This window comes from Microbispora triticiradicis (genome assembly GCF_005864065.1).
In the GTDB taxonomy this organism is placed as follows: domain Bacteria; phylum Actinomycetota; class Actinomycetes; order Streptosporangiales; family Streptosporangiaceae; genus Microbispora; species Microbispora triticiradicis.
This window is the reverse complement of the sequence record NZ_VANP01000003.1, coordinates 23,477-49,343: the sequence shown is the minus strand read 5'-3', so window position 1 is coordinate 49,343 and position 25,867 is coordinate 23,477. Positions and strand designations below refer to the sequence as shown.

General features: G+C 71.1%; 20 protein-coding genes and 1 other RNA gene. 16 read left to right on the top strand and 5 right to left on the bottom strand.

The annotated features are described in order from the left end of the window. The first annotated feature begins 98 nt into the window (after positions 1-98). Complete coding sequence (locus FED44_RS08385; RefSeq protein WP_244301792.1) at positions 99-671, top strand: sigma-70 family RNA polymerase sigma factor; 573 nt, start codon at positions 99-101, stop codon at positions 669-671. Continuing rightward, positions 671-868, top strand: a complete 198-nt coding sequence (locus FED44_RS08380) for a zf-HC2 domain-containing protein (protein ID WP_111699420.1) — start codon at positions 671-673, stop codon at positions 866-868. The genes FED44_RS08385 and FED44_RS08380 overlap by 1 nt, the downstream gene beginning before the upstream one ends. A 75-nt stretch (positions 869-943) precedes the next feature. On the opposite strand, the gene FED44_RS08375 is transcribed toward FED44_RS08380, so the two are convergent. Further along, positions 944-1,669, bottom strand: coding sequence for an ArsR/SmtB family transcription factor (locus tag FED44_RS08375; RefSeq protein ID WP_138460593.1), 726 nt, complete (start codon positions 1,667-1,669; stop codon positions 944-946). Between the two features lie 350 nt (positions 1,670-2,019). Here FED44_RS08375 and FED44_RS08370 point away from each other — a divergent pair, with 350 nt between their 5' ends. From FED44_RS08370 to FED44_RS08360, 3 genes are all read left to right on the top strand, one after another. Then, entirely contained in the window at positions 2,020-2,943 is a 924-nt protein-coding gene (locus FED44_RS08370; RefSeq protein ID WP_138460299.1) for a DMT family transporter, read from the top strand. 120 nt (positions 2,944-3,063) lie between these two features. After that, positions 3,064-3,885, top strand: coding sequence for a tryptophan 2,3-dioxygenase (locus FED44_RS08365; RefSeq protein WP_111699471.1), 822 nt, complete (start codon positions 3,064-3,066; stop codon positions 3,883-3,885). 28 nt (positions 3,886-3,913) lie between these two features. Continuing rightward, on the top strand, positions 3,914-8,857 hold the full coding sequence (locus FED44_RS08360; RefSeq protein ID WP_111699424.1) for an NAD-glutamate dehydrogenase: 4,944 nt from the start codon (positions 3,914-3,916) through the stop codon (positions 8,855-8,857). Between the two features lie 21 nt (positions 8,858-8,878). On the opposite strand, the gene FED44_RS08355 is transcribed toward FED44_RS08360, so the two are convergent. Next, complete coding sequence (locus tag FED44_RS08355) at positions 8,879-9,991, bottom strand: DUF8094 domain-containing protein (protein WP_138460298.1); 1,113 nt, start codon at positions 9,989-9,991, stop codon at positions 8,879-8,881. A gap of 83 nt (positions 9,992-10,074) precedes the next feature. Between FED44_RS08355 and prfB the strand changes: the two genes are divergently transcribed. Next, complete coding sequence (gene prfB, locus FED44_RS08350; protein ID WP_138460297.1) at positions 10,075-11,193, top strand: peptide chain release factor 2; 1,119 nt, start codon at positions 10,075-10,077, stop codon at positions 11,191-11,193. Positions 11,194-11,204: 11 nt separating this feature from the next. Here prfB and FED44_RS08345 read toward each other — a convergent pair whose 3' ends face one another. Continuing rightward, positions 11,205-11,396 (bottom strand): hypothetical protein, encoded by a 192-nt coding sequence (locus FED44_RS08345; RefSeq protein ID WP_111699427.1) that lies wholly within the window; start codon positions 11,394-11,396, stop codon positions 11,205-11,207. A gap of 179 nt (positions 11,397-11,575) precedes the next feature. Between FED44_RS08345 and ftsE the strand changes: the two genes are divergently transcribed. The 7 genes from ftsE (at position 11,576) to FED44_RS08310 (ending at position 19,303) form a co-directional block, all read left to right on the top strand. After that, positions 11,576-12,265, top strand: coding sequence for a cell division ATP-binding protein FtsE (gene ftsE / locus FED44_RS08340; RefSeq protein ID WP_111699428.1), 690 nt, complete (start codon positions 11,576-11,578; stop codon positions 12,263-12,265). Between the two features lie 14 nt (positions 12,266-12,279). Then, on the top strand, positions 12,280-13,179 hold the full coding sequence (gene ftsX / locus FED44_RS08335) for a permease-like cell division protein FtsX (protein WP_111699429.1): 900 nt from the start codon (positions 12,280-12,282) through the stop codon (positions 13,177-13,179). A 66-nt stretch (positions 13,180-13,245) separates the two neighbouring features. Then, positions 13,246-13,728: an SsrA-binding protein SmpB gene (smpB, locus tag FED44_RS08330; protein WP_111699430.1), complete on the top strand. Its 483-nt coding sequence runs from the start codon at positions 13,246-13,248 to the stop codon at positions 13,726-13,728. Between the two features lie 3 nt (positions 13,729-13,731). Continuing rightward, positions 13,732-15,615, top strand: a complete 1,884-nt coding sequence (locus FED44_RS08325; protein ID WP_111699431.1) for a penicillin-binding transpeptidase domain-containing protein — start codon at positions 13,732-13,734, stop codon at positions 15,613-15,615. Positions 15,616-15,972: 357 nt separating this feature from the next. Next, positions 15,973-16,357, top strand: a transfer-messenger RNA (tmRNA) gene (ssrA, locus tag FED44_RS08320). A 180-nt stretch (positions 16,358-16,537) separates the two neighbouring features. Further along, positions 16,538-18,658 (top strand): NACHT domain-containing protein, encoded by a 2,121-nt coding sequence (locus tag FED44_RS08315; RefSeq protein WP_167521426.1) that lies wholly within the window; start codon positions 16,538-16,540, stop codon positions 18,656-18,658. A 9-nt stretch (positions 18,659-18,667) separates the two neighbouring features. Continuing rightward, complete coding sequence (locus FED44_RS08310; RefSeq protein WP_111699433.1) at positions 18,668-19,303, top strand: GntR family transcriptional regulator; 636 nt, start codon at positions 18,668-18,670, stop codon at positions 19,301-19,303. Here the strand turns inward: FED44_RS08310 and FED44_RS08305 are convergent. Both FED44_RS08305 and FED44_RS08300 read right to left on the bottom strand, forming a co-directional pair. After that, on the bottom strand, positions 19,276-20,316 hold the full coding sequence (locus FED44_RS08305; protein ID WP_222867903.1) for an adenosine deaminase: 1,041 nt from the start codon (positions 20,314-20,316) through the stop codon (positions 19,276-19,278). The two genes, FED44_RS08310 and FED44_RS08305, sit on opposite strands and share 28 nt — an antisense overlap. A gap of 80 nt (positions 20,317-20,396) precedes the next feature. Then, positions 20,397-21,476, bottom strand: a complete 1,080-nt coding sequence (locus tag FED44_RS08300) for a S1C family serine protease (RefSeq protein ID WP_111699434.1) — start codon at positions 21,474-21,476, stop codon at positions 20,397-20,399. A 136-nt stretch (positions 21,477-21,612) separates the two neighbouring features. Here FED44_RS08300 and FED44_RS08295 point away from each other — a divergent pair, with 136 nt between their 5' ends. The 3 genes from FED44_RS08295 to FED44_RS38040 are packed head-to-tail and all read left to right on the top strand — an operon-like array spanning position 21,613 to position 25,867. Next, entirely contained in the window at positions 21,613-23,916 is a 2,304-nt protein-coding gene (locus tag FED44_RS08295; RefSeq protein WP_138460295.1) for an acyl-CoA dehydrogenase, read from the top strand. A gap of 49 nt (positions 23,917-23,965) precedes the next feature. Next, the gene (locus FED44_RS08290) at positions 23,966-25,714 is read left to right on the top strand and encodes an MmpA family trehalose lipid delivery protein (RefSeq protein ID WP_138460294.1); all 1,749 of its coding nucleotides are present in this window, start codon (positions 23,966-23,968) and stop codon (positions 25,712-25,714) included. Between the two features lie 24 nt (positions 25,715-25,738). Further along, positions 25,739-25,867 carry a hypothetical protein gene (locus tag FED44_RS38040; protein ID WP_259402704.1) on the top strand — a complete coding sequence of 43 codons (129 nt, stop codon included), beginning with the start codon at positions 25,739-25,741 and terminating at the stop codon, positions 25,865-25,867.

The following is a 25,867-nucleotide window of genomic DNA, read 5'->3' as shown; positions in this document are numbered from 1 at the left end:
CGGAGGTACGCGGCGTCGCCGGGGGAGGTTCAGGACGTAGTCAGAAATAACTGGAGTTACGGATGTGGTGTACGAACAACTAACGCTGGTGCAAATATGTGGCCGTGCGTCGACAACTCGACAGCCGGTTCGTGCGTCTGGACTCCAATGACTACGACGACCCCGATCGAGAGGAACTCCTGATCAGGGAGCTTTACCGCGAGTTCGGCGGTCCGCTGCTGCGTCAGGTGCGCAAGACGACCGGCAACGACCTGCAATGGGCTGAGGATGTCGTCCAGGAGACGCTGGTGCGTGCCTGGCGCAACTCGGCGAAGCTGACATGGGAGCCCCACTTGCTGTGGGCGTGGCTCCTCACCGTCGCCCGCCGCATCGTGATCGACGGACGCCGCCGGCGCGGCGTCCGGCCCAGGGAGGTGGAGGCTCCCGAGGAGGACAGCCTTGCCGTGCCGGACGGCGCGGACCGCACGCTGGCGGCCATCGTGGTCGCGGACGCGCTGCGGAACCTGTCCGCCCAGCACCGGGAAGTTATCGAAGAGACATACTTACGCGACCGGACAGTAAGCCAAGCGGCCGAAGTTCTGGGCATCCCACCGGGTACCGTGAAGTCGAGGCTCTTTTACGCCCTGCGCGCACTTCGTACGGCCCTGAAGGAGAGGGGGGTGGCCAGCTGATGTCCGCGTCGTCGCCGCACTTCGACGTGGCAGCGTACGCCCTGGGAGTGCTGGACGACGACGAGGCCGAGGAGTTCGAGCGGCACCTCGACGACTGCGCGCCGTGCCGGGCGGAACTGCTGGAGACACAGGACCTGCCCGGCATGCTCGACGCCTTCAAGGACGGCTCCATCCCTTCGGAACGCACCATTCCCTGACCGGCCGGCTCCCGGCGTTCCGCCCGCCCCGGTCGGCGCCTCCCCCTGTCAGCGCCTACCCCTGTCAGCCCCCGGTCAGCGCAGAGCAGTCGCCGGGAGGCCGAGCAGCTCCGCCAGCGCGCGTTCGCCTTCGGGGGTGACCTGGACGGCGCGGGTCGAGCCGATCCGCACGCACCACCCCGTCTCCAGCGCGTGGCGGCACAGCGCTGCTCCGGCGAGCCCCGCCAGGTGCGGCCTGCGCTCGGTCCAGTCGAGGCACCCGCGCGCCAGCGGGCGCCGGCCCGACGGGGCGAGGGGCGCTCCCAGGTCGGCGAACCAGCGCAGACCGGCGTCCGTGAGCGCGAAGCCGGTGTCCTGGCGCAGCAACCCGCGTTCGGTCATCGCCTCCGTGACTGTGATGCCGAGCCGGCCCGCCAGGTGGTCGTAGCAGGTGCGGCCGCGCGCCAGCGCCCCGGCCGCGCTCGCGGCCCGCAAAGTACGCGGCTGGTCCGGCCGCCCGTGCTCGGGTGCGGCCTGCGCCGCGAGGTCCTCGATCAGGTGGGCCACCTGGGCGTCCGCCAGCCGTACGTAGCGGTGCCGGCCCTGCCGTTCCGCGGTGAGCAGCCCGCCCTCGACGAGCCGGTCGATGTGCGCGCTGGCGGTGGAGGGGGCCACTCCGGCGTGCCGGGCCAGCTCGCCCGCCGTCCAGGCCCGGCCGTCGAGCAATGCCAGGCAGAACCGCGCCCGCGTCTCGTCGGCGAGGAGCGCGGCGAGCGCGGCCAGACCGGAGGTGACCCGCCCGGAAGACGGCGTGGACGGCATGGACGGCGTGGACGGCGGAGACGGCATGGCCCCAGGATGCGGCACCCACGTTGCGGTCGCGACCGAAGAGTCCGTGGCGACAGAGCCTGCGGCGACGCGACTGGGCGGAACGCCGAGCTGTCCGGAACGCCGAGCCGTCCAGAACGCCGAGTCGTCCGGAACGCGGGGCCACCGTCCGGCTCCTGGGACCGCTGTCCGGCTCGCGGGGCCACCGTCCAGCTTCCCGGACCGCCGTCCAGCTTCCGGGACCGCTATCCGTTTCGGGAGCTGTCGTCTGGTTCGTGGAGCTATCGATCAGCTCGCGGATAATTCGATATCGGGCGAAACGTCCTGGTCCTAACGTTGGCCGGGTGAGAACCGAAACGCGCGTCGACCGCGGCCAAGAGCTCCACCGTCCCGCGGCTCGCGCCGCCCTCGCGGCCGCGGGGGTCACGGTCCTGTTGTGGGCTTCGGCCTTCGTCTCCATCCGCAGCGCCGGAGAGGCCTACTCTCCCGGAGCCCTGGCCCTGGGACGGCTCCTCGCCGGGGCCCTCGTGCTGGGCGTGATCACGCTGGTCCGCCGGCCGGGGTGGCCGGCCCGTGCCGCCTGGCCGGGGATCGTCTGCTCGGGAATCCTCTGGTTCGGCGGCTACATGGTCCTGCTGAACTGGGGCGAGCGTGAGGTGGACGCGGGCACGGCGGCGCTGCTGGTCAACATCGGGCCGATCCTCATCGCGCTCCTCGGCGGCAGACTGCTCGGCGAGGGTCTGCCGCGCCCGCTGCTCGTGGGCATGGCGGTGTCGTTCGCCGGCGCGGCGGTCGTCGGGCTCTCCATGTCCGGCGGCGGCCGTTCCTCCCTGCTCGGCGTGGTGCTGTGCCTGCTGGCCGCGGCGGCGTACGCGGGCGGGGTGGTCGTCCAGAAGCCGGCGCTCCGGCACGCGGGGGCGCTGCAGGTGACCACGTTCGGCTGCCTGATCGGGGCGGCGGCGTGCCTGCCCTTCGCGGGGGTCCTCGTCTCCGAGGCGGCGCGCGCCCCGCTGCCGGCGACGCTGAACATGCTCTATCTCGGCGTCGGCCCGACCGCCGTCGCCTTCACCACCTGGGCGTTCGCACTTGCCCGCACGACGGCCGGCCGGATGGGCGCGACCACCTACCTCGTGCCCGCCCTGGTGGTGCTCATGTCGTGGCTGCTGCTCGACGAGGTTCCCGGCCCGCTCACGCTGGCCGGCGGGGCCCTGTGCCTGGTGGGGGTGGCCGTCTCCCGCCGCCCCGGCCGGGCACGGACCTCCAGCTAGGTCCGGTGCGCGCCGAGTTGACGTCTGTGATGTCATGGGGTGATATCGGGTGCGGTGGTGCCGGGCTTTCGGTCAATGGGGATCGGAAAAAGGGACGCGCCCATCGTGGAGGAGTGGCGCATGCCTGCGACGCCGTACGGCCGGGCCGGGTCCGGGGACGTGCTGCCCCCTCCGCGCAGCTTCGGCGAGGAGGGCGGGCGCCTGTCCTACGGCGGCTACCTCCGGCTGCCCGAGCTGCTCGCCCAGCAGGAGCAGCGGTCCGGGGCCAGCGACGAACTGCTGTTCATCACCGTCCACCAGGTCTACGAGCTGTGGTTCAAGCTCCTGCTGCACGAGCTGGAGCGGATCAGGGACGCGATGACCGAGGGCGCCCTGTGGCGGGCGAGGCACCTGTTCCGCCGGGTGCACGCGGTCGAGAAGGTCCTGGTCGACCAGGTCCAGGTGATGGAGACCATGACGCCGCAGGACTTCCTGGAGTTCCGGTCGGTGCTCGCCCCCGCGAGCGGCTTCCAGTCGGTGCAGTTCCGGGAGCTCGAGTTCCTGTCGGGGGCCAAGGACCCCTCCTACCTCGGTAGGCTGCGGGGCGCGGGCGACGCGGAAATCGCCAGGTTGCGGCGTCGGCTCGCCGAGCCCACGCTGTGGGATGCTTATCTCACCGCCCTCTCCCAGCGTGGCCTGCCGGTCTCCGACGAGGAGATCATGGACTCCCTGCTGGCCGTGGCCCGCGACCGGGGATCGCATGACGATCTGTGGGACCTGGCCGAGGATCTCCTCACCCACGACGAGACGACCGCCCTGTGGCGGATGCGACACGTACAGATGGTCGAGCGCCAAATCGGGACGAAATCCGGTACCGGCGGCTCGTCTGGGGCACCTTATCTCCGGGGGCGGACGCGTTTGCACTTCTTCCCCCTCCTATGGGAACTACGGGCCTGGCTTTGAAATCCTCACAAGGGAGTGAGTTAGCGACATGCCGCTCGAGATGGCGCTGAACCGGCAGGAATCGGATGAAGCGCTGGACGCGCTTCTCCGCACCGCCGCCGAGACCTGCGCACACGCGCCGGGAGCGCCGCACGTGGCCGGGGAGGACCCCCTTACCTTCCTGCGGCGGTACTACCGGAACGTCCCCCCCGAGGACCTGGCCGACCGCGACCCGGTGGACGTGTACGGGCCCGCGACGGCCCACCGCCACCTCGCGCAGAACCGCCCGCAGGGCCGCCCCCTGGTGCGCGTCTACACCCCCACCCTCGAAGAGAACGGCTGGGACCCGGGCCGTACGGTGATCCAGATCGTCACCGACGACATGCCGTTCCTGGTCGACTCGGTGACGACCGAGCTGGACCGGCACGAGATCGGCACGCACCTGCTCATCCACCCGCAGATTCGGGTGCGCCGGGACATGACCGGCAAGCTGCTCGGCCCGGACCAGGAGCACGTGACCGGGCAGATCATCCGCGAGTCGTGGATGCACATCGAGATCGACCGGCAGTCCGATCCCGCCGTGCTCAAGGAGCTGGAAAGCGACCTGCAGCGGGTCCTGCAGGACGTCCGCTGCGCGGTCGAGGACTTCGCCAAGATGCGGGCGCTCGCCGTGCGGACCGCCGACGACCTGTCGGCCGAGCCGCCGCCGCTCGACACCGCGCAGGTCGAGGACAGCATGGAGCTGCTGCGCTGGCTCGCCGACGGCCACTTCACGTTCCTCGGCTACCGGGAGTACCGGCTTGAGGACACCGACGGCGGCGTGGCGCTGCACGCCCTGCCCGGCACCGGGCTCGGCATCCTGCGGGCCGACAAGGCCGGATCGGCCAGCTTCGCGGCCCTGCCGCCGGAGGTCCGCGCGAAGGCGCGGGAGAAACAGCTGCTGATCGTCACCAAGGCCAACAGCCGGGCGACCGTCTACCGGCCCCACTACCTCGACTACATCGGGATCAAGGTCTTCTCGCCCGAGGGCGAGGTGATCGGCGAGCGCCGGTTCCTCGGGCTGTTCACCCACGTGGCGTACAACGAGTCGATCTCCCGCATCCCCGTCCTGCGGCGCAAGCTCGCCGATGTGCTGGACCGGGCCGGGCTGTCGCCAGACAGCCACGACGGCAAGGACCTCATCGAGATCCTGGAGACCTACCCCCGCGCCGAGCTCTTCCAGATCCCCGCGGACGAGCTGCTGCCGATCGCGCTCGGCGTGCTGCGGCTGCGTGAGCGCAAGCAGGTCAAGCTGTTCCTGCGCCGCGACGACTACGGCCGCTACATCTCCTGCATGATCTTCCTGCCGCGCGACCGCTACACCACCAAGGTCCGCCTGGACATGCAGCGGATCCTGCTCAAGGCTCTCGGCGGCACCTCGCTCGACTACAGCACCTCGATCGGCGAGTCGGCGCTGGCCCGGCTGCACGTGGTGATCCGCGGCGAGCGGGGCAGGCCGCTGGGCGAGACGCCGGTCGACCTGGAGGAGCTGGAGGCGCGGCTGGCCGCCACCACCCGCTCCTGGGAGGACGACCTCACCGACGCGATCAACGAATTGTGCCCGGAGGAGGACGCGCCCGCGCTGCTGCGCCGGTACGGCGTCGCCTTCCCCGAGGGTTACAAGGCCGACTTCCCGGCCCGTACGGCGGTCGCCGACCTCAAGCGGCTGGAGGCGCTCGGCGACGAGCCGAACGCCATCGGCATGAACCTCTACGAGCCGTACGGCGCGGCGGAGGGGGAGCGCCGGTTCAAGGTGTACCGGCTGGGCGCGCCGATCTCCCTGTCGCGGGTGCTGCCGCTGCTCCAGCGCATGGGCGTCGAGGTGGTGGACGAGCGGCCGTACGAGATCGACCGCGACCACGACCCCGCCACCAAGGATGCCTGGATCTACGACTTCGGCCTGCGTTACACCCCTTCGGACGAGGTGCACCGCGACGAGTTCAAGCGGTTGTTCCAGGACGCGTTCGCCGTGCTGTGGCGCGGCGAGGTGGAGAACGACGGCTTCAACGCGCTCGTGCTGGCCGGCGGGCTGACCTGGGAGCAGGCCGAGATCCTGCGGGCGTACGCCAAGTATCTGCGGCAGGCCGGGAGCACGTTCAGCCAGTCGTACATCGAGCGGGTGCTGCGCGGCAACGTGCGGCTGGCCCGGCTGCTGGTGCGGCTCTTCGAGGCCAGGCTCGACCCGCGGCGGCCGGACGACGCCAGGCCGGAGGTCTGCGACGCGCTGACCGAGGAGATCCTCGCCTCGCTGGACGAGGTGGCCTCCCTCGACGAGGACCGCATCCTCCGGGCGTACCTGGAGATGATCCAGGCGACGCTGCGCACCAACGTCTTCCAGGCGGACCGTACGGACGGGCGGGACGCCGGGGCGGCCGGCAGCCAGTTCGTCACCGGCAGGCGCAAGCCGTACATCTCGCTGAAGTTCGACCCGCAGGCGATCAGCGTGCTGCCGCTGCCGCGGCCGAAGTACGAGATCTTCGTGTACTCGCCCCGGGTCGAGGGCGTGCACCTGCGCTTCGGCAAGGTCGCCCGCGGCGGCCTGCGCTGGTCTGACCGGATGGAGGACTTCCGCACGGAGATCCTCGGCCTGGTCAAGGCGCAGATGGTGAAGAACACCGTCATTGTGCCGACCGGGTCCAAGGGCGGATTCGTCGTCAAGAACCCGCCCGCGGGCGGCCGGGACGAGATGATGGCCGAGGGGGTGGCCTGCTACCGCCAGTTCATCTCCGGCCTGCTCGACCTGACCGACAACCTGGTCGCGGGGGAGGTCGTGCCGCCGCCCGACGTGGTGCGGCACGACGGCGACGACACCTACCTCGTGGTGGCCGCCGACAAGGGCACCGCGACGTTCTCTGACATCGCCAACGGAGTGGCCAAGGAGTACGGCTTCTGGCTCGGCGACGCCTTCGCCTCCGGCGGCTCGGTCGGCTACGACCACAAGGCCATGGGCATCACCGCCAAGGGCGCCTGGGAGTCGGTGAAGTACCACTTCCGCACGCTCGGGGTGGACGTGCAGACCACCGACTTCACCGTGGCCGGCATCGGCGACATGTCCGGCGACGTGTTCGGCAACGGCATGCTGCTGTCGGAGCACATCCGCCTCGTGGCGGCCTTCGACCACCGGCACGTCTTCGTCGACCCCGACCCCGACCCGGCGCGGAGCTTCGCCGAGCGGCTGCGCCTGTTCGGGCTGTCCCGGAGCTCGTGGGCCGACTACGACAAGTCGCTGATCTCGGCGGGCGGCGGCGTGTGGCCGCGCACCGCCAAGTCGATCCCCCTCTCCCCGCAGACGCGCGCGGCGCTCGGCCTGCCCCACGGCGTCACCGCGCTCGCCCCCAACGACCTGATCAACGCGATCCTGCGGGCCCCGGTCGACCTGCTGTGGAACGGCGGCATCGGCACGTACGTCAAGGCGTCGTCGGAAACCCACGCCGACGCCGGGGACAAGGCCAACGACGTGCTCCGGATCAACGCGGCCGACCTTCGCTGCAAGGTCGTGGGCGAGGGCGGCAACCTCGGCTTCACCCAGCGCGCCCGGATCGAGTTCGCGCTGAACGGCGGCCTGATCAACACCGACTTCATCGACAACTCGGCCGGCGTGGACACCTCCGACCACGAGGTCAACATCAAGATCCTGCTCGACCAGGTCGTCCGTGACGGCGAGATGACCGACAAGCAGCGCAACCTGCTCTTCCTCGACATGACCGACGAGGTCGGCCGGCTGGTGCTGGAGGACAACTACGCCCAGAACGTGGTGCTCGCGGCGGCCCGCGCCCAGGCGCCGGAGATGCTGCACATCCACTCCCGCTACCTGCGGAGGCTGGAGCGTGCCGGGCTGGTCAACCGGGAGCTGGAGTTCCTGCCGTCGGACAAGGTGCTCGCCGAGCGGCGCCAGGCCGGGCTGGGGCTGGCCAACCCCGAGTTCGCGGTGCTGCTGGCCTACACCAAGCTCGTCGTGGACGCGGAACTGCTGCAGTCGGACATCCCCGACGACCCGTCGCTCGCGTCGTGGCTGGTGTCGTACTTCCCCTCGGCGCTGCGCGACCGGCTCCGGCCGTACATGGACTCCCACCCGCTCCGCCGGGAGATCATCACGACCCGGATCGTGAACGACGTGGTGAACTTCGGCGGCACCAGCTTCGTCTTCCGGTTCGGCGAGGAGACCGGCGCCTCCGCGCCCGACATCGTGCGGGCCTACCTGGTCACCCGCGAGGTGTTCGACCTGCCGTCGTTCGTCCGGCAGGTCGAGGCGCTGGACAACGAGGTCGACACCGCGACCCAGCTCGCCATGCTGCTGGAGGGACGCAAGCTGTCCGAGCGCGGCACCCGCTGGCTGCTCGGCAACCGCCGCCCCCCGCTCGACCTCGCCTCCACGGCGCGGCACTTCATCGACGGCGCGGGCGGCCTGCTGCCGCACCTGCCGAAGCTGCTGACCGGCCCCGACCTGGCGGCGTACGAGGAGCGCAGGGACTCCTTCACGGCCAGGGGCGTGCCCGGCGACCTGGCCGAGCGGGTCGCGGCGATGGTGCCGGCCTACTCCACCTTCGACCTCGTGGAGATCGCGACGTACACCGGCAGGCCGGTGAGCGAGGTGGCGGAGGTCTACTTCGACCTGGCCGACCGGCTCCAGCTCGCCCGGCTGCGGGAACGGGTGATCGCGCTGCCGCGCGACAGCCGGTGGAACTCGATGGCCAGGTCGGCGCTGCGCGACGATCTGTACGCCGCCCACGCCACGCTGACCCGGGACGTGCTGATCCACAGCCGGCCGGGCCTGTCGCCGGAGGAACGGCTGGCGAGCTGGACGGAGGCCAACCAGGCCGCGGTGACCCGGTCGCGGCAGACGCTGTCGGAGATCTGGGAGAGCGACACCTTCGACCTGGCGACGCTGTCGGTCGCGCTGCGCGCGGTGCGGACGCTGGTCTCCACCAGCAACCTGCCGCACGCGGAGGCGTAGCCTCCTTCCGCCGGTCCCGGGTCAGCGGTTGAAGCCGCCGGTGACGACGCCCTGGTAGCCGACGACGTGCACGGGCGCGGTGGACGCCTTGGGCGGCACCGCGCTCACGTACTGCTGGGTCTCGACGATCTGCCGCTTCTGGTGGATCATCAGGTCCTTCGTGGGGCTCAGCAGCCAGCGGGCCGCGGCGGGGACCGCCACCGGGCGGCCCTCGCTGCACTTCACCCCCTGGCCCTGGCCCGGTCCCTGCGCGCTGGTGATCCACGAGGACGTCCGGATCAGCGTGTACATCGTCAGCGCGCCGCCGTCCCGGGTGCGCAGCGCGAAGATCGGGTAGTTCGGCGCGGAGGCGAAGATCGACTCGTACGCCATGCAGTCGTCGGCCTTCGCCTTAACCTTGGTCCTGCTGATCTCGTCGTAGAAGCCGGTGGTCTGCGGGCCGGGGGCGATCAGCCCGGAGGCGTATCCCTTGGGGCCCTCCTCGGCGACCGTCGCGTGCAGCGGGCCCATCAGGTTGGGACTGATCGCCACCGACGAGTCGCGCGACCCCAGGGCGATGGCGTACCCCTCCACGTCGAGTTCGACCGCGGGCGGTTTCTCGCCGGGGTTGAGCAGCGACGTGAAGCTGTTGCGCCACGGGCCGTCCTGGCCCTGCCGGACGAAGGTGAACACGCCGGTGCGGGCGCCGCCCGGCCCGCCGTGCCGTTCGGCGGTGGCCGCGAACCACTGGGCCGCGCCGCTCTGCCGGGGCACGAGCACCGTGCGGTGGTCCCAGCGGTAGCTGGCGGGCCGCCTGCCGCCCTGCGTACGGATCTCGGCGATCGTGATCGGGCGCTGGCCGTCCTGGGTGAGCTGGTAGGCCCAGCGGTCGGCGTGGGCCGCCCTGAGCACCTCGTCGGTCTCCAGGAACGTGTCGAGCGCCCGCGAGGCGTCCTTCAGCGTCACCGCGGGCGGGCTCGGCGACGCCGAGGGCGAGGGGGACGGCGCGGGGCTCGCGCCACGCCCGCCGTGCCCGTCGCCCGGAACGGTGGAGACGGCCGCGGCAGGGGCCCGCGGCGGCTCCCCGCCCGAGCAGGCGAGGACCGTGGACGCCAGGAGGGCGAGGGCCAGCGCACTCCGAACGACCCCGTTCACGCCAGCCTCCCGATGCGATCGATGCACATGCTACCGAGGCGCGCTGCCTGACAGGGTCTCCGGTTCGCGTACCCTTTACAGACGTGGCAGTCATCGATCCAGCCGAAGAGATCAACGAGCTTGGCGGCACGCTGAGAGGCATCCAGGACGTGCTCGACCTCGACGCCCTGCGCAAGCAGATCGCCGAGTTGGAGGAGCAGGCTGCCGCGCCCGACCTGTGGAACGACCCCGACCAGGCCCAGCGCGTCACCAGCCGGCTCTCCCACATCCAGGCCGAGGTGAACCGTGTGGACGGCCTGAGCCGCCGCCTGGAGGACCTCCCGGTCCTGTTCGAGCTCGCGGCCGAGGAGGGCGACGAGGACGCGCTGGCCGAGGCCGACAAGGAACTCGCCGCGCTCAGGTCCGAGGTCGGCGCGCTGGAGGTGCGCACGCTCCTGGCGGGCGAGTACGACGCCCGCGAGGCCCTGGTGACCATCAACTCGCAGGCGGGCGGCGTCGACGCGGCCGACTGGGCGCAGATGCTGCTGCGGATGTACCTGCGGTGGGCCGAGCGCAAGGGCTACCCGGCGGAGGTCTACGAGACCTCCTACGCCGAGGAGGCCGGCATCAAGTCGGCGACCTTCACGGTCAAGGCCCCCTACGCGTACGGCACGCTCAGGGGCGAGCACGGCACCCACCGGCTGGTCCGGATCAGCCCGTTCGACAACCAGGGCCGCCGGCAGACCTCCTTCGCGGGCGTGGACGTCGTCCCGGTGGTCGAGCAGACCGACCACATCGACATCAACGAGGACGACCTGCGCATCGACGTCTACCGGTCGTCCGGGCCTGGCGGCCAGGGCGTCAACACGACCGACTCGGCCGTGCGGATCACCCACCTCCCGACCGGGATCGTGGTCTCCTGCCAGAACGAGCGGTCCCAGCTGCAGAACCGCGCGACGGCGATGGCCGTCCTCTCGGCCAAGCTGCTGGAGCGCAAGCGCCAGGAGGAGGCCGCGGCGATGAACGAGCTGCGCGGCGAGTCGACGACGTCATGGGGCACGCAGATCCGCAACTACGTGCTGCACCCGTACCAGATCGTGAAGGACCTGCGCACGGGGGTGGAGGCGGGCAACCCCTCCGCCGTGCTGGACGGCGACCTCGACGAGTTCATCGAGGGCGAGATCCGCTGGATGCGCCGCCAGGAAGCCGGCGACGCCCAGTAGAGACGGCGGCGTCAGTAACCGCTGACGTGTCCGACCGTCGCGACCAGGGCCAGGACGAGGAGCACGATCAACGTGATGGTCAGGGGCGTCAGCCCCAGGAATCCGTGGTTGTGCAGCTTGGCGCGGCCTTCGCGGCAGACGGGGCAGCGGCCCTCCACCACGGGGCCCGCGCAGGCGGCGCAGATCAGATGTTCGCAGCTCATAGCAGCTTTACCGGCCCATCGCTCGAGGGCTAATCGTTTTGTTTCCGTTATGGACGTTCCATGCCAGTGTTACCCCTAGACTGGCCTTCGGCCAAACGGAACGTCGATCGACAGCAAAGTGACCGGCGACCCCCGCACCGGCCGTCCCACCCCCTAGACTGGCTAGCCGTGATGCGCCCGTGATCCATTTCGATAATGTCACCAAGGTCTACGCGAACCAAAACCGGCCCGCCCTCGACCACGTGAGCGTGGATGTCGACAAGGGCGAGTTCGTGTTCCTGGTCGGTCCGTCAGGGTCGGGGAAGTCCACCTTCCTCCGGCTGGTCCTGAAGGAGGAACGGCCCAACTCCGGCTCGATCCACGTGGCCGGCAAGGATCTCGCGAAGTTGTCCAACTTCAAGGTGCCGCACCTGCGCCGCCGCATCGGCTGCGTGTTCCAGGACTTCCGGCTGCTGCCGAACAAGAACGTCTACGAGAACGTGGCGTTCGCCCTGGAGGTCATCGGCAAGCCGCGCCGGTTCATCCGCAAGGTCGTGCCGGAGGTCATCGAGCTCGTCGGCCTGGAGGGCAAGGCCCACCGGATGCCCGAGGAGCTGTCCGGCGGCGAGCAGCAGCGGGTCGCGATGGCCCGCGCGTTCGTCAACCGGCCGATGATCCTGCTCGCGGACGAGCCCACCGGAAACATCGACCCCGCCACGAGCATCGGCATCATGAAGGTGCTCGACCGAATCAACAGGACCGGCACGACCGTCCTCATGGCGACACACGACGCGGCGATCGTCGACTCCATGCGCAAGCGCGTGGTCGAGCTCGAGGACGGCAAGATCGTCCGCGACCAGTCGCGCGGCGTGTACGGCCAGGCGTATTAGGAGTAACTGGGACCATGCGGGCCAACTTCATCTTCTCCGAGGTCTGGATCGGCCTTCGGCGCAATCTCACGATGACCATCGCGGTGATCGTGACCGTGGCCGTCGGCATGGCGCTGCTGGGCGTCGGACTGATGATCAACTCTCAGGTCTCGAAGCTCACCGGCTTCTGGAGCGACAAGGTTGAGCTGTCGGTCTACCTGTGTGTGAAGGGCTCGCCCTTCGACGCGTGCAAGAACAAGGGCGCGGTCACGCAGGAGGAGAAGGGCAGCCTGGAGCAGACGATCCGGGGCCTGCCCGAGGTCGAGTCGGTGAAGTTCGAGACTCAGGCCGAGGCGTACAAGAACTGGCAGAACACCGAGAACAACACGCTGCTGCTGTCGGTGACCAAGGTCGAGGACATGCCGGAGTCCTTCCGGGTGAAGCTCAAGGACCCGGAGAAGGCGGCGGTCGTCGCGAGCAACCTCAAGGGGCAGCCCGGCGTCTCCAACGTCGTCAACGAACGCGACCTGCTCCAGTCGGTCTTCGGCTTCATGGACACCCTGCGCAACATGGCGCTCGGCATCGCGATCCTGATGGTCTTCGCGGCCACCCTGCTGATCGGCAACACCGTGCGGCTGTCGGCGTACAACCGCCGCAGGGAGACCGGGATCATGCGGCTGGTCGGCGCGTCCAACATCTACATCCAGCTTCCCTTCGTGATGGAGGGGTTGATCGCGGGCCTGATCGGCGGCGTCCTGTCCGGCGTCCTGCTGATCCTCGTCAAGATCTTCATCTTCGAGGAGATCCAGACGTACATGGTGGCGCCCCTCGGCTGGGACACCGTCGCCGGTGTGATCACCGGCACCATGGCCATCGGCGTGCTGATCTGTGTCTTCGCGTCGTTCGTCACGCTGCGCCGCTACCTGCGGGTGTGAGTTCCGCGGACCGCGTAGCTTCCCGTAGCTCGTTTTCGCCCTTCGCGGCGACGGTAGGCTCCCCTTATGCCACGTGAGACCGGGCGCAAGCTCATCGCCCAGAACAAGCGTGCCAGGCACGACTTCTTCATCGAGGACACCTACGAGGCCGGGCTCGTGCTGACCGGCACCGAGGTCAAGTCCCTGCGGGCGGGCAAGGCCAATCTGACCGACGGCTACGCCTCGGTCGAGGGCGGCGAGGCCTGGCTGATCAACGTGTACATCCCGGAGTACAGCCAGGGGACCTGGACCAACCACGCCGCCCGGCGCACCCGCAAGCTCCTGCTGAACCGCAAGGAGATCGGCAAGATCGACGCGACGCTCAAGGAGAAGGGCCTCACCCTGATCCCGCTGTCGATGTACTTCAAGGACGGCCGGGCGAAGATCGAGATCGGTATCGCCCGGGGCAAGAAGGACTACGACAAGCGCCAGACGCTGATGGAGAAGCAGGCCAGCCGGGAGATGTCGCGGGCGATGTCCAACGCCGTCCGCCGGCGGGGGGGCCGCTAGACCGTGCGCGCCAGAGTGGTACGGGCCGCGCTCGCCCTGGGGTTGACCGCGCCCTTGCTCACCGGCTGTTTCGAGGAGCCGTCGCCCCACGAGGCGGTGCGCGACTTCCTCGTCGGCTGGCAGACCGGGGACTACGCGGCCGCCGCACGGCGGGCCGACGGCGACCAGGCGGCCGTACGGAAGGCCCTGGAGGACGCCCGCCTCCAGCTGGACGCCGCCTCGGTCCGCTTCTCCCTCAAGGGGATCAGCCAGGACGGCGAGGCCGCGCAGGCCGCCTACCACGCCGAGGTGGACCTCGGGGAGAACAACCCCCTCTGGCAGTACGACGGCACCCTGCCCCTGCACCTGGCCGGCGGCCAGTGGAAGGTGCGGTGGTCGCCGAGCGTCATCCACCCGGACCTGCACGCCGGGCAGCGTCTCGCGGTCGCCACGGTCCCCAAGGGCCGCAGACCCATCCTCGACCGTGCGGGCGACCCCCTGCAGGACGAGACGATGCTGCACGTTGCGGGGGTCACCCCGGCCGAGGTCAAGGACCCCGCCCACCTGTGCGAGCAGTTGTCGAAGATCACCGGGTTCGCCCAGGACCGGCTGCTGAGCCGCATCCTGTCGTCGCCGCCGCAGGACTTCGTCCCGCTCGCGACCTTCGGCCGGACGAAGTTCGCCCAGCTCAAGTCCAAGCTGGAGGCCATCGGCGGGCTGCGGTTCGAGATCGACAACGCGCCGGTGGCCCCCAAGTCGCCGACGCAGATCGTCGGGGTCGTGACGGCCATCACCCCGGAGGCGGAGCAGCGGCTCGGCGGCCCGCAGCGGGCCGGCGACACCCTCGGGAGGGACGGCCTGCAGAAGGCCTACCAGGACCAGCTCACCGGCTCCACCGAGACCCGGGTCGTAATCCTGGACAACGCCACCGGGCGGCAGGTCAAGGAGCTCAAGGCGTGGCCCGGGCGGGAGAACGAGCCGGTCCGCACCACGATCGACAGCCGCCTGCAGAGCGCCGGGGACGCCGCCGTCGCGGGGTCCCGCCCGGCCGCTCTCGTCGCCGTGAAGGCGTCCACCGGCGAGGTGCTCGCCGTCTCCACCAACCAGCTTCACCAGGAGCGGGACGCGCTCGCGGGCCGGTATGCGGCCGGCACCGCCTTCTCGATCGTCGTGGCCGAAGGACTGCTCAGGTCGGGCCTCGATCCCAAGCAGAAGGTGCCGTGCAGCGCCGACCGGACGGTGGGCGGGGCGCGCTTCCAGCAGCCCGGTGTGGACGGCGTGACGGTCCCCAGCTTCCAGACCGACTTCGCCCAGGGCTGCGTCACCGCGCTCGCGTCGCTGGCCCGGCGGATCAACGGCCAGGCGATCAGCCGCAGCGCGCAGCAGTTCGGGATCGGCTCCGGCTGGAAGCTGCCGCTGCGGACCTTCAGCGGCTCGGTGCCCGCCGCCCAGGGCGACGCCGCGGTCGCGAAGATCATCGCCGGGCAGGGCGCCAAGGTGAGCCCGCTCGCGATGGCCCTGGTCGCGGGAGCCGTCAAGTCCGGCACCTGGCGCCCCCCGACACTGGTCACCTCGCCCGCTGCCCCCGACCCGGCGGTGGGGGAGGCGGGCGGGTCCGCCGCGGTCACGCCGGCCACGCTCGACCCGGCGGTCACGGCCAAGCTGCGCACGCTCATGCGGGCCGGCGTCACCTCGGGCGCGGCGGCCCTCGCCACCGCCCCCGGCGAACCCGTGTACGGAGTGGCGGCCCAGGTGACCCAGGCGGAGAAGAAGGAGCGGACGAGGCTGTCGTGGTTCGTCGGCTGGCAGGGGGACGTGGCGCTCGCCGTCCTGGTGGAGAGCGGTGACCTTCAGGCCGCTCCGGCGGTCGCGGGAGGCTTCTTCCGGGGCGCCCAGCCGCAGACCTGAGACAGTGCCGACCTGAGACAGTGCCGACCTGAGAAAAACCGGGGAGCGCGAGGCAACCATTGGGGGCCTGACCGGCGTCTTTCAAGGTGACTGGGACCCGCTCGGGGGGTTGCGGGCCCAGTCGTCGTGATGAGGACAGGGCTCCATCTCGGGGGGAGCCCTGCCATCCGGACCGGCTCGACCCTGCCGGTCGGCCCCCGGGGCGCCGCGTCACGCCGCGCCCCGGGGGCCTCGGCGTCCCGGCGGGAGGAATCGAAGTCGCGTCGCGGCTGTTGTCATGAGTAAGCTTGTGGTGCCGGGCTCTCGGGTCCGGCTCGACAACCAGGCAGCTGGACGACCGTGCAGCTGTACAACCAGGGGGGTGACCGGTTTCGACTTCGGCATTGCAAGTCAGGAGAAGCGGGTCGGGGACTGCGGACATAACCCCGTCAACACTGTGACCGCGACAATTAAGTGCCAATAAGAAGAGCACTGAGGTGAGCCAGGCTTCCCTGGCTCTCGCCGCCTAAGCAGCGAAAAACCTCTGTCAGCCCGGGAGTGCCTCCGGCCCGGAACTGACATCGCTAGGAGGCTCAACCGTCCGACCCGGTCACGGGGCCGTACGGGAAAACAAACAGTGACTGAGCCCGTCGGCGACTCGCCTGTGTGATCGCCGGGGCTGAGAAAAGCACAACAGGCTGCACCCGGAGAAGTCCTGTCTTGGTGTTGAAGGACGCGGGTTCGATTCCCGCCACCTCCACCGGACACGAGGGCCCACGGCCGCGAGCGGATGCTCGCTCCCGTGGGCCTTCGCGTTGTCCGGGCGTCTTCTGTGATGGCCGGCCTTGTTTCGGGCGGCCGAATTGCCGCCCGGAGTATCCGGATGGTAACGGTTAGTGCCGATCGGCGGATCCGTCCACCAGGGGATCGCCATCATGTGCGGGTGAACCGGCGCAGATCGTGGATCGTGCTCCCGGCCGCCGCGCTCAGCGTGGCCGCCCTGGGCGCGGCCGTTGTCGTCGTGGTCAGGGCCGTGTCCTCGAAGGAGGCGCCGAACGTCGCCGACGCGGTGGCGGTCGCGCTGGCCGCCGTGACCTCGGGGGTGGCGGTGCTGGGATGGGCGCGGAATCGGGCCGCGCCCCGTGCGGCCCGTCCCGATCAGGTGTCCGCGGCCAAGGACACACTCGTCGCCCTGGTGCGCAACGCGTGGCGGGCCGAATCGATGATCCGCGGACTGGAGCCCGACCCGATTCCGGTGGTCTGGCGGCTCACCGACGACACCGGCCTGCTGCACCACCGGCACCTGATCGGCGAGGGGAGCCTCGAAGGAGTCGGCAACGCGGTCGCGGAACTGGCCGGAGACTTCCTGAAGCTCCGGCGGCGTCGTCTGGTCATCACCGGCGGTCCCGGCGCCGGCAAGACCACCCTGGCCATCCAGCTCCTGCTGGAACTGACGGGAAAGGGGCGCGACCCGGCCGATCCCGTGCCGGTGCTGCTGTCGCTGTCGAGCTGGGATCCCGCGGCCGAGGACCTGCACTCCTGGCTGACCAGGAGCCTGGAGCGCAATTACGAGGCCCTGGGCTCGGCGGAGTTCGGCTCCGGGGTCGCCCTCGAACTCGTCAGGGGCGGCCACATCCTGCCCGTCATGGACGGCCTGGACGAGCTGCCCCGCCCGCACCGGGCCGCGATCGTCAGGGCGCTCAACGCCTCACTGGACGCGGCCGAGTCGTACATCCTCACCAGCCGTACGGAGGAGCTGGCCGAGGCCGTCGAGGACGCGAAGCAGCCGTTGCCGTCCGCGGCCGTCATCGCGCCGGCGCCGCTCACCCCGGCCGACGCCGAAGGGTACCTGCGCACCTGCCTGCCGCCGGCGCCCGGCCCGGTCTGGGAGAACGTCCTGGACGGCCTGCGTACCGGAGAGCTGAAGGGGTTGTCACAGCTGACGGCCGCCCCTCTCGGCCTGTGGCTCCTGCGCGCCGTCTACATCGACCCGCAGGCCGATCCGGCCCCGCTGACCGGGCGACTGGGGCAGGATCCCGACGAACTGCGGGGTCATCTGTGGGACGGCCTGATCTCGGTGCTTCTCACCACGCGTTCGCCCGGTGCGTCGCCGGCCGGCCGCGCCGGTCCGCCCGAACTGACGCCGAGGCACGTGTGGGACGCCGGCCAGACGCGCCGCCACCTGAGCTACCTGGCCCGTGTGCTCGGCAAGAACGGCACCCGCGACCTGGCCTGGTGGCGGCTGGGCGGCCTGGTGCTCGACGCCGACGAGCGCAGGCGGGCGGCCACCACCACCTGCCTGGTCGTCGGCGTGGTCTTCGGCATGGTCGCCGCGTTCGCGGGCCGGCTCCATCCGCTGGTCACCCTTCCGGTGGGCTTCAGCGCGGGACTGGGGGTGATGACCACCACCCTGCGCGGGTTCACCGGGACACCCGGTCACGTCAGCGTCGAGTTCCGCGGCAGGGTGCGGGATCTGGCACGGCAGATCACGATCGTGCTCCTGCTCAGGATCCTGATCGGGATGGTCAGCGTCTCCGGCGCGGCGCTCGTGGCGGACGCGCAGCCCGGACTCGCGATAGAGGCCGGGATCTGGGCGGGCCTCGCGCTCGGCCCGGGCCTCGTGCTCATCCAGTGGATGCAGCAGCCCACCCCTCTCACGGCGGCGACCACGCCGTACCACGGCTGGCGGGCGAGCCGTACTCTCGCCGTCCTGTGCGCGGCGGTGCCGGGAGTCGGGGGCGGGGTGGTCACCGGACTGGTCAGCGGGCTGGCGAACGGACCCTGGTTCGGGCTCAGGCTCGGCGTCCTGTCCGGAGCCTTCCTGGCGCTCGGGCTCGGGCTCACCATGCTCCGCCACAGCGCGTGGCCCGCCTACCTGATCACCACCCGGCACCTGGCCGAACAGGGGAAGTGCCCGAGGGACCTGATGGACTTCCTGGACGACGCGCACCGGCTGGGGCTGCTGCGGGTGGTCGGCCCGGTCTACCAGTTCCGCCACGCCGACCTGCAGGACCACCTCGCCGCCGGCACCCGGGTGCCCGCGCGGCCGCGCGGAGGGGCCTAGAGTCGTGGCGTGCGTGGGAGGGAGTCCCACGTCAGGAGCCAGGAGGGGAAGCAGGTGGGGGAGCGGTCGGCAGAGCCGGGCGCGGAGCGTGCGGGGGAGCCGCGGGTGGTGGTGCGCAGGTCACTGCCGTCGCAGCCCGCCGTACGGGCGTCGGCCTCGCTGTTCCTGACCGAGGCCGAGCGGCAGGGGGTGCGGGCCGGCCGCACGATGCTGTACGTCGGGCCGGAGCCCGCGCCGGCGCATGTGGCGGCGGGCCTGCGGGTCGAGCCCGGAACGCCGGTGCTGGCCCGGCGCAAGCTGCTGCTCGCCGACGAGGTGCCGGTGCGGGTGGCCACCAGCTTCCTGCGGCTCGACCTGTTCGGGGGGACGCCACTGGTGGAGCCCGGTTTCCTGCGTCCCAGCCTTCAGGCGGCGATCGAGGCACTGGGACACCGCTTCGGCCGGGCGGAGGAGCATCTGATCGCCCGGCCGGCGGAAGGGGAGGAGGCGGTCACGCTCGATCTCGGCCCCGGTGAATGGGTGGTCCGGATCGTGCGCGCCGCCTACTCGGCCGACGATCTCCCGATCCACGTGCTGGAGACCGTCTGCGCCGCCTCTCGCCACATCTTCGAGATCACTCAGGTGAGCGGCGCCGACGAGTTCTGAGCGACATGGGCGTCGATCTCCGCGAGCAGGGCCGACTTGCCCGGGCCGTCGAGGAAGGACGCCCGGACGGCGGCGCGCGCCAGGTCGGCCACTCCGTCGGCGTCCAGCGAGAGCAGTTCCGCCGCGACGGCGTACTCCTGGTTGAGATCGGTGCCGAACATGGGCGGGTCGTCGGTGTTGATCGTGACCGGCACCCCGGCCGCGACCAGCGCGGGCAGCGGGTGCCGCGCCAGGTCCGGTACGGCCCCCGTCCGGACGTTGGAGGTGAGGCAGACGTCCAGCGTGATGTCGTGCTCGGCCAGGTGCTCCAGCAGCGCCGGGTCCTGCACGCTGTGGATGCCGTGCTCGATCCGCTCCGCACCGAGATCCCGTACGGCGTCCCAGACGCACTGGGCGTCGGTGACCTCGCCGGCGTGCGGCACCGAACGGAGCCCGGCGGCGCGGGCCGCGGCGAAGTGCGGCGCGAACCACGCCCTGGGCACACCCGCTTCCGGGCCGCCGAGTCCGAAGCTGACCAGGCCGTCCGGCCGCTGGTCGAGCGCGATGGAGAGCGTCTCGTCGGCGGCCGGGCCCGGGATGCCGGGGATGTCGAAGCACCAGCGCAGCACGGTGCCGAAGTCCGCCTCGACCCGGCGCCTGGCGTCCTCGATCACCTCGCAGATCTCCTCGGGCGCGAACCCCCGGGCCAGGTGGGAGTGCGGGGTGACGGTGACCTCGGCGTACCGCACCCGCTGGGCGGCCAGGTCGCCGCCGACGCCATGGATGAGCGTCCACAGGTCCTCGGGCTTCCTGATGAGGTCGGCGACCTGCAGATACACCTGGAGGAAATGAGCGAAGTCGCGGAAGTCGTAGAACTTCTCCACCAGCGCGGGGTCGGCGGGCACGGGTGTCGAGCCTTCGTAACGCGCCGCGAGGCCGGCCACGATGTGCGGTGACGCCGCGCCGACGTGGTGAACGTGCAGCTCTGCCTTGGGCAGCCTGGCGATGAACCGGGTCAGTTCGGGGGAGATCACGCCCCCGACCGTAACAACCGCGTGGAGGCTCGCTCCAAGCGATTTCCCGGTATCTCACACCACTTTGTCAGGATTGCGGCCTATTGCCCGGCAGGCAGTTCGCTGAGTACGGCCGAGACCGTGCTTCTGGTGCCGTCCGGGTGCAGGATCTCGACCCGCGCGCTGTCTCCCGGCCGGAGCGTGGCCATGATCTGCGACAGCGCGGTGGCGGTGGGGGTCGCGGTGCCGTTGACCCGCACGATCACGTCACCGGGGCGGATGCCCGCCTTGTCCGCGCCGCCTCCGGGGGTCACCGAGCCGACCACCACGCCGATCGGGTCGCCGTTCGCGTCGACCGCGGTGCCGACCCGTACGCCGAGGGCGGCCCGGCGGGTGTTGACGACCCGGCCGTATTTGATGATCTGCCGGGCGACGTCGGTCGCGGTGTCGCTCGGGATCGCGAAGCCGAGGCCGGGCGCGGTGCCCTGCTCGGGATCGACGGCGGCCAGCGTGGGGATGCCGATGACCTGCCCGGACAAATCGACCAGGGCGCCGCCGCTGTTGCCCGGGTTGATGGGCGCGGAGGTCTGTACGGCGTTGGTGATGGTCGCGGCCCCGCCGCCGGCGTGCCGCTCGCCCGTCACGGTGCGGCCGAGTGCCGACACGATGCCGTCGGTCACGCTGCCGGAGAAGCCGAGGGGGTTGCCCATGGCCAGCACGATCTGCCCGACCTTGAGGTTCGCGGAGCGGCCGAACGTCGCGGGTGTCAGCCCGTGGGCGTCCTCCACGCGGATCATCGCGAGGTCGCCCGCCGGATAGCTGCTCACGAGCCGGGCCTTCCTGGGCTTGCCGCCGGTCGCCAGCGTGACCCGGAACTCCGTGGCGTTACCCACGACGTGGGCGTTCGTCAGGATGCGTCCCTCCGTGTCGTAGACGATGCCGGAGCCCAGCGCCTGCCCGGTGGTGATCTGCACGGTCGACGGAAGGACCTTCTTGATGACCTGCTCGTAGGCCGACTCGAGCTCCACCGCCCGAGTGGGCGCGAGTGGGGTGCCCGGCGCCGTCCCCGCCGGAGGCGGGGTGGTCTCGACGCCGGGGGTCCGCGGCGCGCACCCTCCGACGACCAGCGCCGCCACGGCCGTGCCGGCGGCCGTACGGAGGACCTTCCGTGAGAGCTGCATAGCCCCTGTCTACCTGCGGTGATCGTGGCCGCAAGGCGGCGCGCCGCCTTGCGCGCAGGTCATGACCGGTCCCGGACCCGTTGACGAATATTCCTCTAGAATATGGTTCTACGCGGAGTCGGAGCTGGAGGATCACATGGCGATCGGGCTGAACGAGGAGCATGAGGCGCTCCGCGAGTCGGTGACCGGATGGGCCGAGCGGGCCGTGCCCGCCGACGTCGTACGGAACGTGGTCGGCGTCCTCGCCCAGCCGGGAGCCTGGCCTGGAGCTCGGCCTGAAGCCCAGCAGGGCGCGGAGCAGGGCGCGGAGCAGGGTGCCGAGCCGGGAGTGGAGGAGCGTCCCGCCTTCTGGCCCGCCCTCGCCGGCCAGGGGCTGCTCGGGCTGCACCTGCCCGAGGAGTACGGCGGCTCCGGCTACGGCCTGCTGGAGGCGGCGGTGGCGATCGAGGCGCTGTCGGAGCGGATGACGCCCGGCCCGATGGTGCCGACCATCCTCGCCGGCGCAGCGATCCTCGCCTCCGAGGCCAAGGCGCGGGCGGATGTGCTGCCCGGGCTCGCCGACGGGTCGCTGACCGGCGCGCTGGCCCTCGACAGCGAGATCACCGGAGAGATCACCGGCGAGGCGACCGGTGAGAGCGAGGGGGGCGGGCTCACGATCAGCGGAACCGCCGCGCACGTCCTCGGCGCGGGGGTGGCCGACGTGCTGGTGCTCCCGGTGACCACGAACACCGGGGAGGAATGGGTGGCGGTCGACGCCGCCCAGGCGAAGATCACAGTGGTCCGGCCGCTCGACCTCACCCGCGGCGTGGCCATGGTCGAGGTGTCCGGTCTCGAGGTGCCCGCCGAGCGTGTGCTGACCGGTCTGACCAGGAACGAGGTGCTCACGACGGCCGCGATCGTCCTCGGCGCGGACGCTGCGGGGGTGGCCGCCTGGTGCGTCGCCGCCGCGGCCGACTACGCCAAGGTGCGGGTGCAGTTCGGCCGGCCGATCGGCCAGTTCCAGGGCGTCAAGCACAAGATCTCCCGCATGCTGGTGGCCCTGGAGCAGGCCCGTGCCACGGTCTGGGACGCCACCCGGGCCGAGGGCGCGGAGCGCGACTACGCCGCCGCGATCGCCGCGGTCATGGCGCCCGACGCCGCCGTGCAGTGCGCCAGGGACGCGATCCAGATCTTCGGGGGCATCGGTTACACCTTCGAGCACGACGCGCACCTGTACTACCGCCGCGCGCTGACGATCCGCGCGCTGCTCGGCGCGTCCTCCGAATGGTCCGATCGGGTGGCCGCGCTGGCGCTGAAGGGCGTCACCCGGGAGATGGAGATCGACCTGCCCGAGGAGTCGCGGCCGTTGCGCGAGGCGATCCGGGCGGAACTGGCCGGGATCGCCGCCCTGGAGGGCGCCGAGCAGAGGAGGGCTCTCGCGAAGGCCGGGTTCGTCATGCCGCACCTGCCCCGCCCCTGGGGCCGCGCGGCCTCACCGCTGGAGCAGGTGCTCATCCACCAGGAGGTCAGGGCGGCCGGGATCAGGCCACCACAGATGATCATCGGTGCATGGGTGGTGCCGTCGCTGGTCACGTACGGCACGCCGGAGCAGCAGGAGCGCTTCCTGCCCGCCACGCTGAGCGGTGAGCTGGTCTGGTGCCAGCTGTTCTCCGAGCCCGAGGCGGGGTCCGACCTCGCCTCGCTGCAGATGAAGGCGGAGAGGGCCGAGGGCGGTTGGCGGCTCACCGGACAGAAGATCTGGACCTCGGTCGCGCACGTCGCCGAGTGGGCCATCTGCATCGCGAGGTCCGACACCTCCAGGCCCAAGCACGACGGCATCACCTACTTCCTGGTGGACATGAAGGCGCCCGGCGTCACCGTACGGCCGCTGACCGAGATGACCGGGGAGAACCTGTTCAACGAGGTGTTCCTCGACGACGTCTTCGTGCCGGACGAGATGGTCGTCGGAGAGGTGAACGACGGCTGGCGGGTGGCCCGGAACACGTTGTCGAACGAGCGGGTCAGCCTGTCGTCCGGCTCGGGCGGCACCGGGGCGTCGGTGCCCGACCTGCTCGGCCTGGCGGGCCGGCTCGGCCGCGAGCTCACCCCCGCAGAACGGCAGGACCTCGCCGGGGTCGTCTGCGAGGCGCACTCCATCAACGCGTTGTCGTTGCGGGTGACCCTCAGGCAGCTCGCGGGCGACGAGCCGGGCGCCGACGCCTCGGTGCGCAAGCTGCTGTCCACCGCGCACGCCCAGCACGTGTCGGAGGCGGCGGTGTCGCTGATCGGCCCGGCCGCCGTCACCGCCGCCGACTGGAGGCTCGGCGACGCCGGCTACTGGAACCGGGCCGTGCTCGCCACCCGCGCGATGACGATCTACGGTGGCACGACCGAGGTGCAGCTGAACATCATCGCCGAGCGCCTGCTGGGCCTGCCCCGCGACCCCGAGCCGGGCAAGTAGTCCCCGACGTCCGGCCGCTACTGGAACGCCGCTACTGGAACTGGGAGACATGTCTTTCTGGGACGCGGCCGGACGCCGCTGGCCGATCTGGGGCGGGTTGCTGGTCGGCGTGCTCGCTCTCGGCCCGGCGCTCGGGCCCGGGTTCACGCTGGCCTACGACCTCGTGTTCGTCCCGGAGCCGGTGTTCGGCGCGGCGGCCTTCGGGCTGTCCGGCACGCTGCCCCGCGCCGTCCCCAGCGACGCGCTGGTCGCGGCGCTCGGCCTCGTCCTGCCCGGAGCACTGGTCCAGAAGGCCGTCCTGCTGGGGATCTTCGTGCTGGCCTGCTGCGGCGTGGCGGCCCTGACCGAGCGGTGGCCGCCCACGGCGCGGGTGGCCGCCGCCGTGTTCTACACCTGGAACCCCTTCGTCGCCGAACGGCTGCTGCTCGGGCACTGGGCGCTGCTGCTGGGGTACGCGGGGCTGCCCTGGGTCGTACGCGCGGTGTCCGGCGGAGGGCGGCGGGCGATCGTGGTGGCGCTGCTGCCGGCGGCGGCCGGCGGCTTCATGGCGATGATCATCACGCTCGTGACCGCCGCGCCCGTGGCGGCGTACGCGCGCACCAGGGCCCGTGACGGGACACGCGGTGAACCGCTGCGCGTGTTCGCGGTGTCGTGGGTCGTGCTGAGCCTGCCCTGGCTGGTGCCGAGCCTGCTGCGGCCGGGAGGGGTGCCCGGCGACCCGGCGGGTGTCGACGCGTTCGCGGCCCGCGCGGACACGCCGTTCGGAACGCTCGGCAGCCTCCTCGTGCTGTCCGGGATCTGGAACGCCGAGGCGGTGCCGCCGGGGTACGGCGCGACGCTGCCGCAGATCCTGCGCCTGGCGGCGGTCGTCGTGACGCTGACCGGTTTCGCCCTTGGAAGAGGGGTTCCGGCACGGCCGGGTCTGGCGGTGGCGGCGGTGGTGGGGTTCGCCGTGGCCGCGCTGGGCGTCACCGAGGCGGGGCGGGCGGCCCTGCGCGTGCTGGTGACGCACTGGGCGGGGTTCGCCGTTCTCCGGGACGCCCAGCAGTACGTGGCTCCGCTCGCGCTGGCGCAGGCGCTCGGCCTCGGGGCGGTCGCGGCCCGCTTACGGGGTGCGCCGGCGAGTTCGGCGGCCGGTGTGGTGACGAGTGTGGTGGCGGCGGGAGCGCCGCTGCTGCTGCTCCCCACGCTGGCCCTGGGTGGTCTGGGCAGGCTCGCGGCGGTGCCGTACCCGCGGGATTTCGACGAGGTGCGCGCCCGGGTCGCCGCCGATCCCGTCCCGGGGGACGTGCTGCTGCTGCCGTGGGAGGCGTACCGCGCCTACGACTGGAACGCGCGGCGCTCGGTGCTCGATCCGCTGCCCCGCTATCTGACCCGGCGGGTGGCGTGGAACGACATGGTGCGGGTGGGGGACAGAGGGAGAGACGGCGCGGGAGGCGGGGTGGTCGGTGCCGAGGACCCGCGTGCCCTGGCGCTGACGCCGCTGGTGCGGTCGGGGGCCCCGCTGACCGAGGGGTTGCGGCGGGCCGGATTCCGCTTCGTCGTGCTCGACGGCGACCAATCGAACTGGAACGAGTTCCACTCGCGGCTCCGGGGCGCCCGGCCCGTCTACACCGGCAGGCACGCCGCGCTGTACGCCATCGACGCCCCTGAGCAGGCGCCCGATACGGGTCCGCCGGCCTTCATCGTTATCCTGGGCTGGTTTGTCGCTTTTTCGTATATCTACCTTATGGTAAGAGAATCTGGTTCTAGTGTCGTCAGGCGTCGATCGTCGAATGTCGATCTCAGGCGTGGCTGAAACGGTCGAGTGAGGAGCCCTTCCATGCGCGTGCTTCTGGCGGTGGCCGTCGGCGGTCTGCTCGCCGTGGGTGCCACGGTGGGCCTGGTCAACGTGGCCGACACGGCTCCGAGCCCGGTGAACAAGCCTCTGTACAACTACGGCAGCCGCTGA

Excerpts from the sequence above, each read along its gene's own strand:
- FED44_RS08380 (WP_111699420.1), top strand. The coding sequence starts at position 671 with ATGTCCGCGTCGTCGCCGCACTTCGACGTGGCAGCGTACGCCCTGGGA.
- FED44_RS08375 (WP_138460593.1), bottom strand. The coding sequence starts at position 1,669 with ATGCCGTCCACGCCGTCTTCCGGGCGGGTCACCTCCGGTCTGGCCGCG.
- FED44_RS08365 (WP_111699471.1), top strand. The coding sequence starts at position 3,064 with ATGCCTGCGACGCCGTACGGCCGGGCCGGGTCCGGGGACGTGCTGCCC.
- FED44_RS08360 (WP_111699424.1), top strand. The coding sequence starts at position 3,914 with ATGCCGCTCGAGATGGCGCTGAACCGGCAGGAATCGGATGAAGCGCTG.
- FED44_RS08345 (WP_111699427.1), bottom strand. The coding sequence starts at position 11,396 with ATGAGCTGCGAACATCTGATCTGCGCCGCCTGCGCGGGCCCCGTGGTG.
- ftsX (WP_111699429.1), top strand. The coding sequence starts at position 12,280 with ATGCGGGCCAACTTCATCTTCTCCGAGGTCTGGATCGGCCTTCGGCGC.
- smpB (WP_111699430.1), top strand. The coding sequence starts at position 13,246 with ATGCCACGTGAGACCGGGCGCAAGCTCATCGCCCAGAACAAGCGTGCC.
- FED44_RS08300 (WP_111699434.1), bottom strand. The coding sequence starts at position 21,476 with ATGCAGCTCTCACGGAAGGTCCTCCGTACGGCCGCCGGCACGGCCGTG.
- FED44_RS08295 (WP_138460295.1), top strand. The coding sequence starts at position 21,613 with ATGGCGATCGGGCTGAACGAGGAGCATGAGGCGCTCCGCGAGTCGGTG.
- FED44_RS08290 (WP_138460294.1), top strand. The coding sequence starts at position 23,966 with ATGTCTTTCTGGGACGCGGCCGGACGCCGCTGGCCGATCTGGGGCGGG.
- FED44_RS38040 (WP_259402704.1), top strand. The coding sequence starts at position 25,739 with ATGCGCGTGCTTCTGGCGGTGGCCGTCGGCGGTCTGCTCGCCGTGGGT.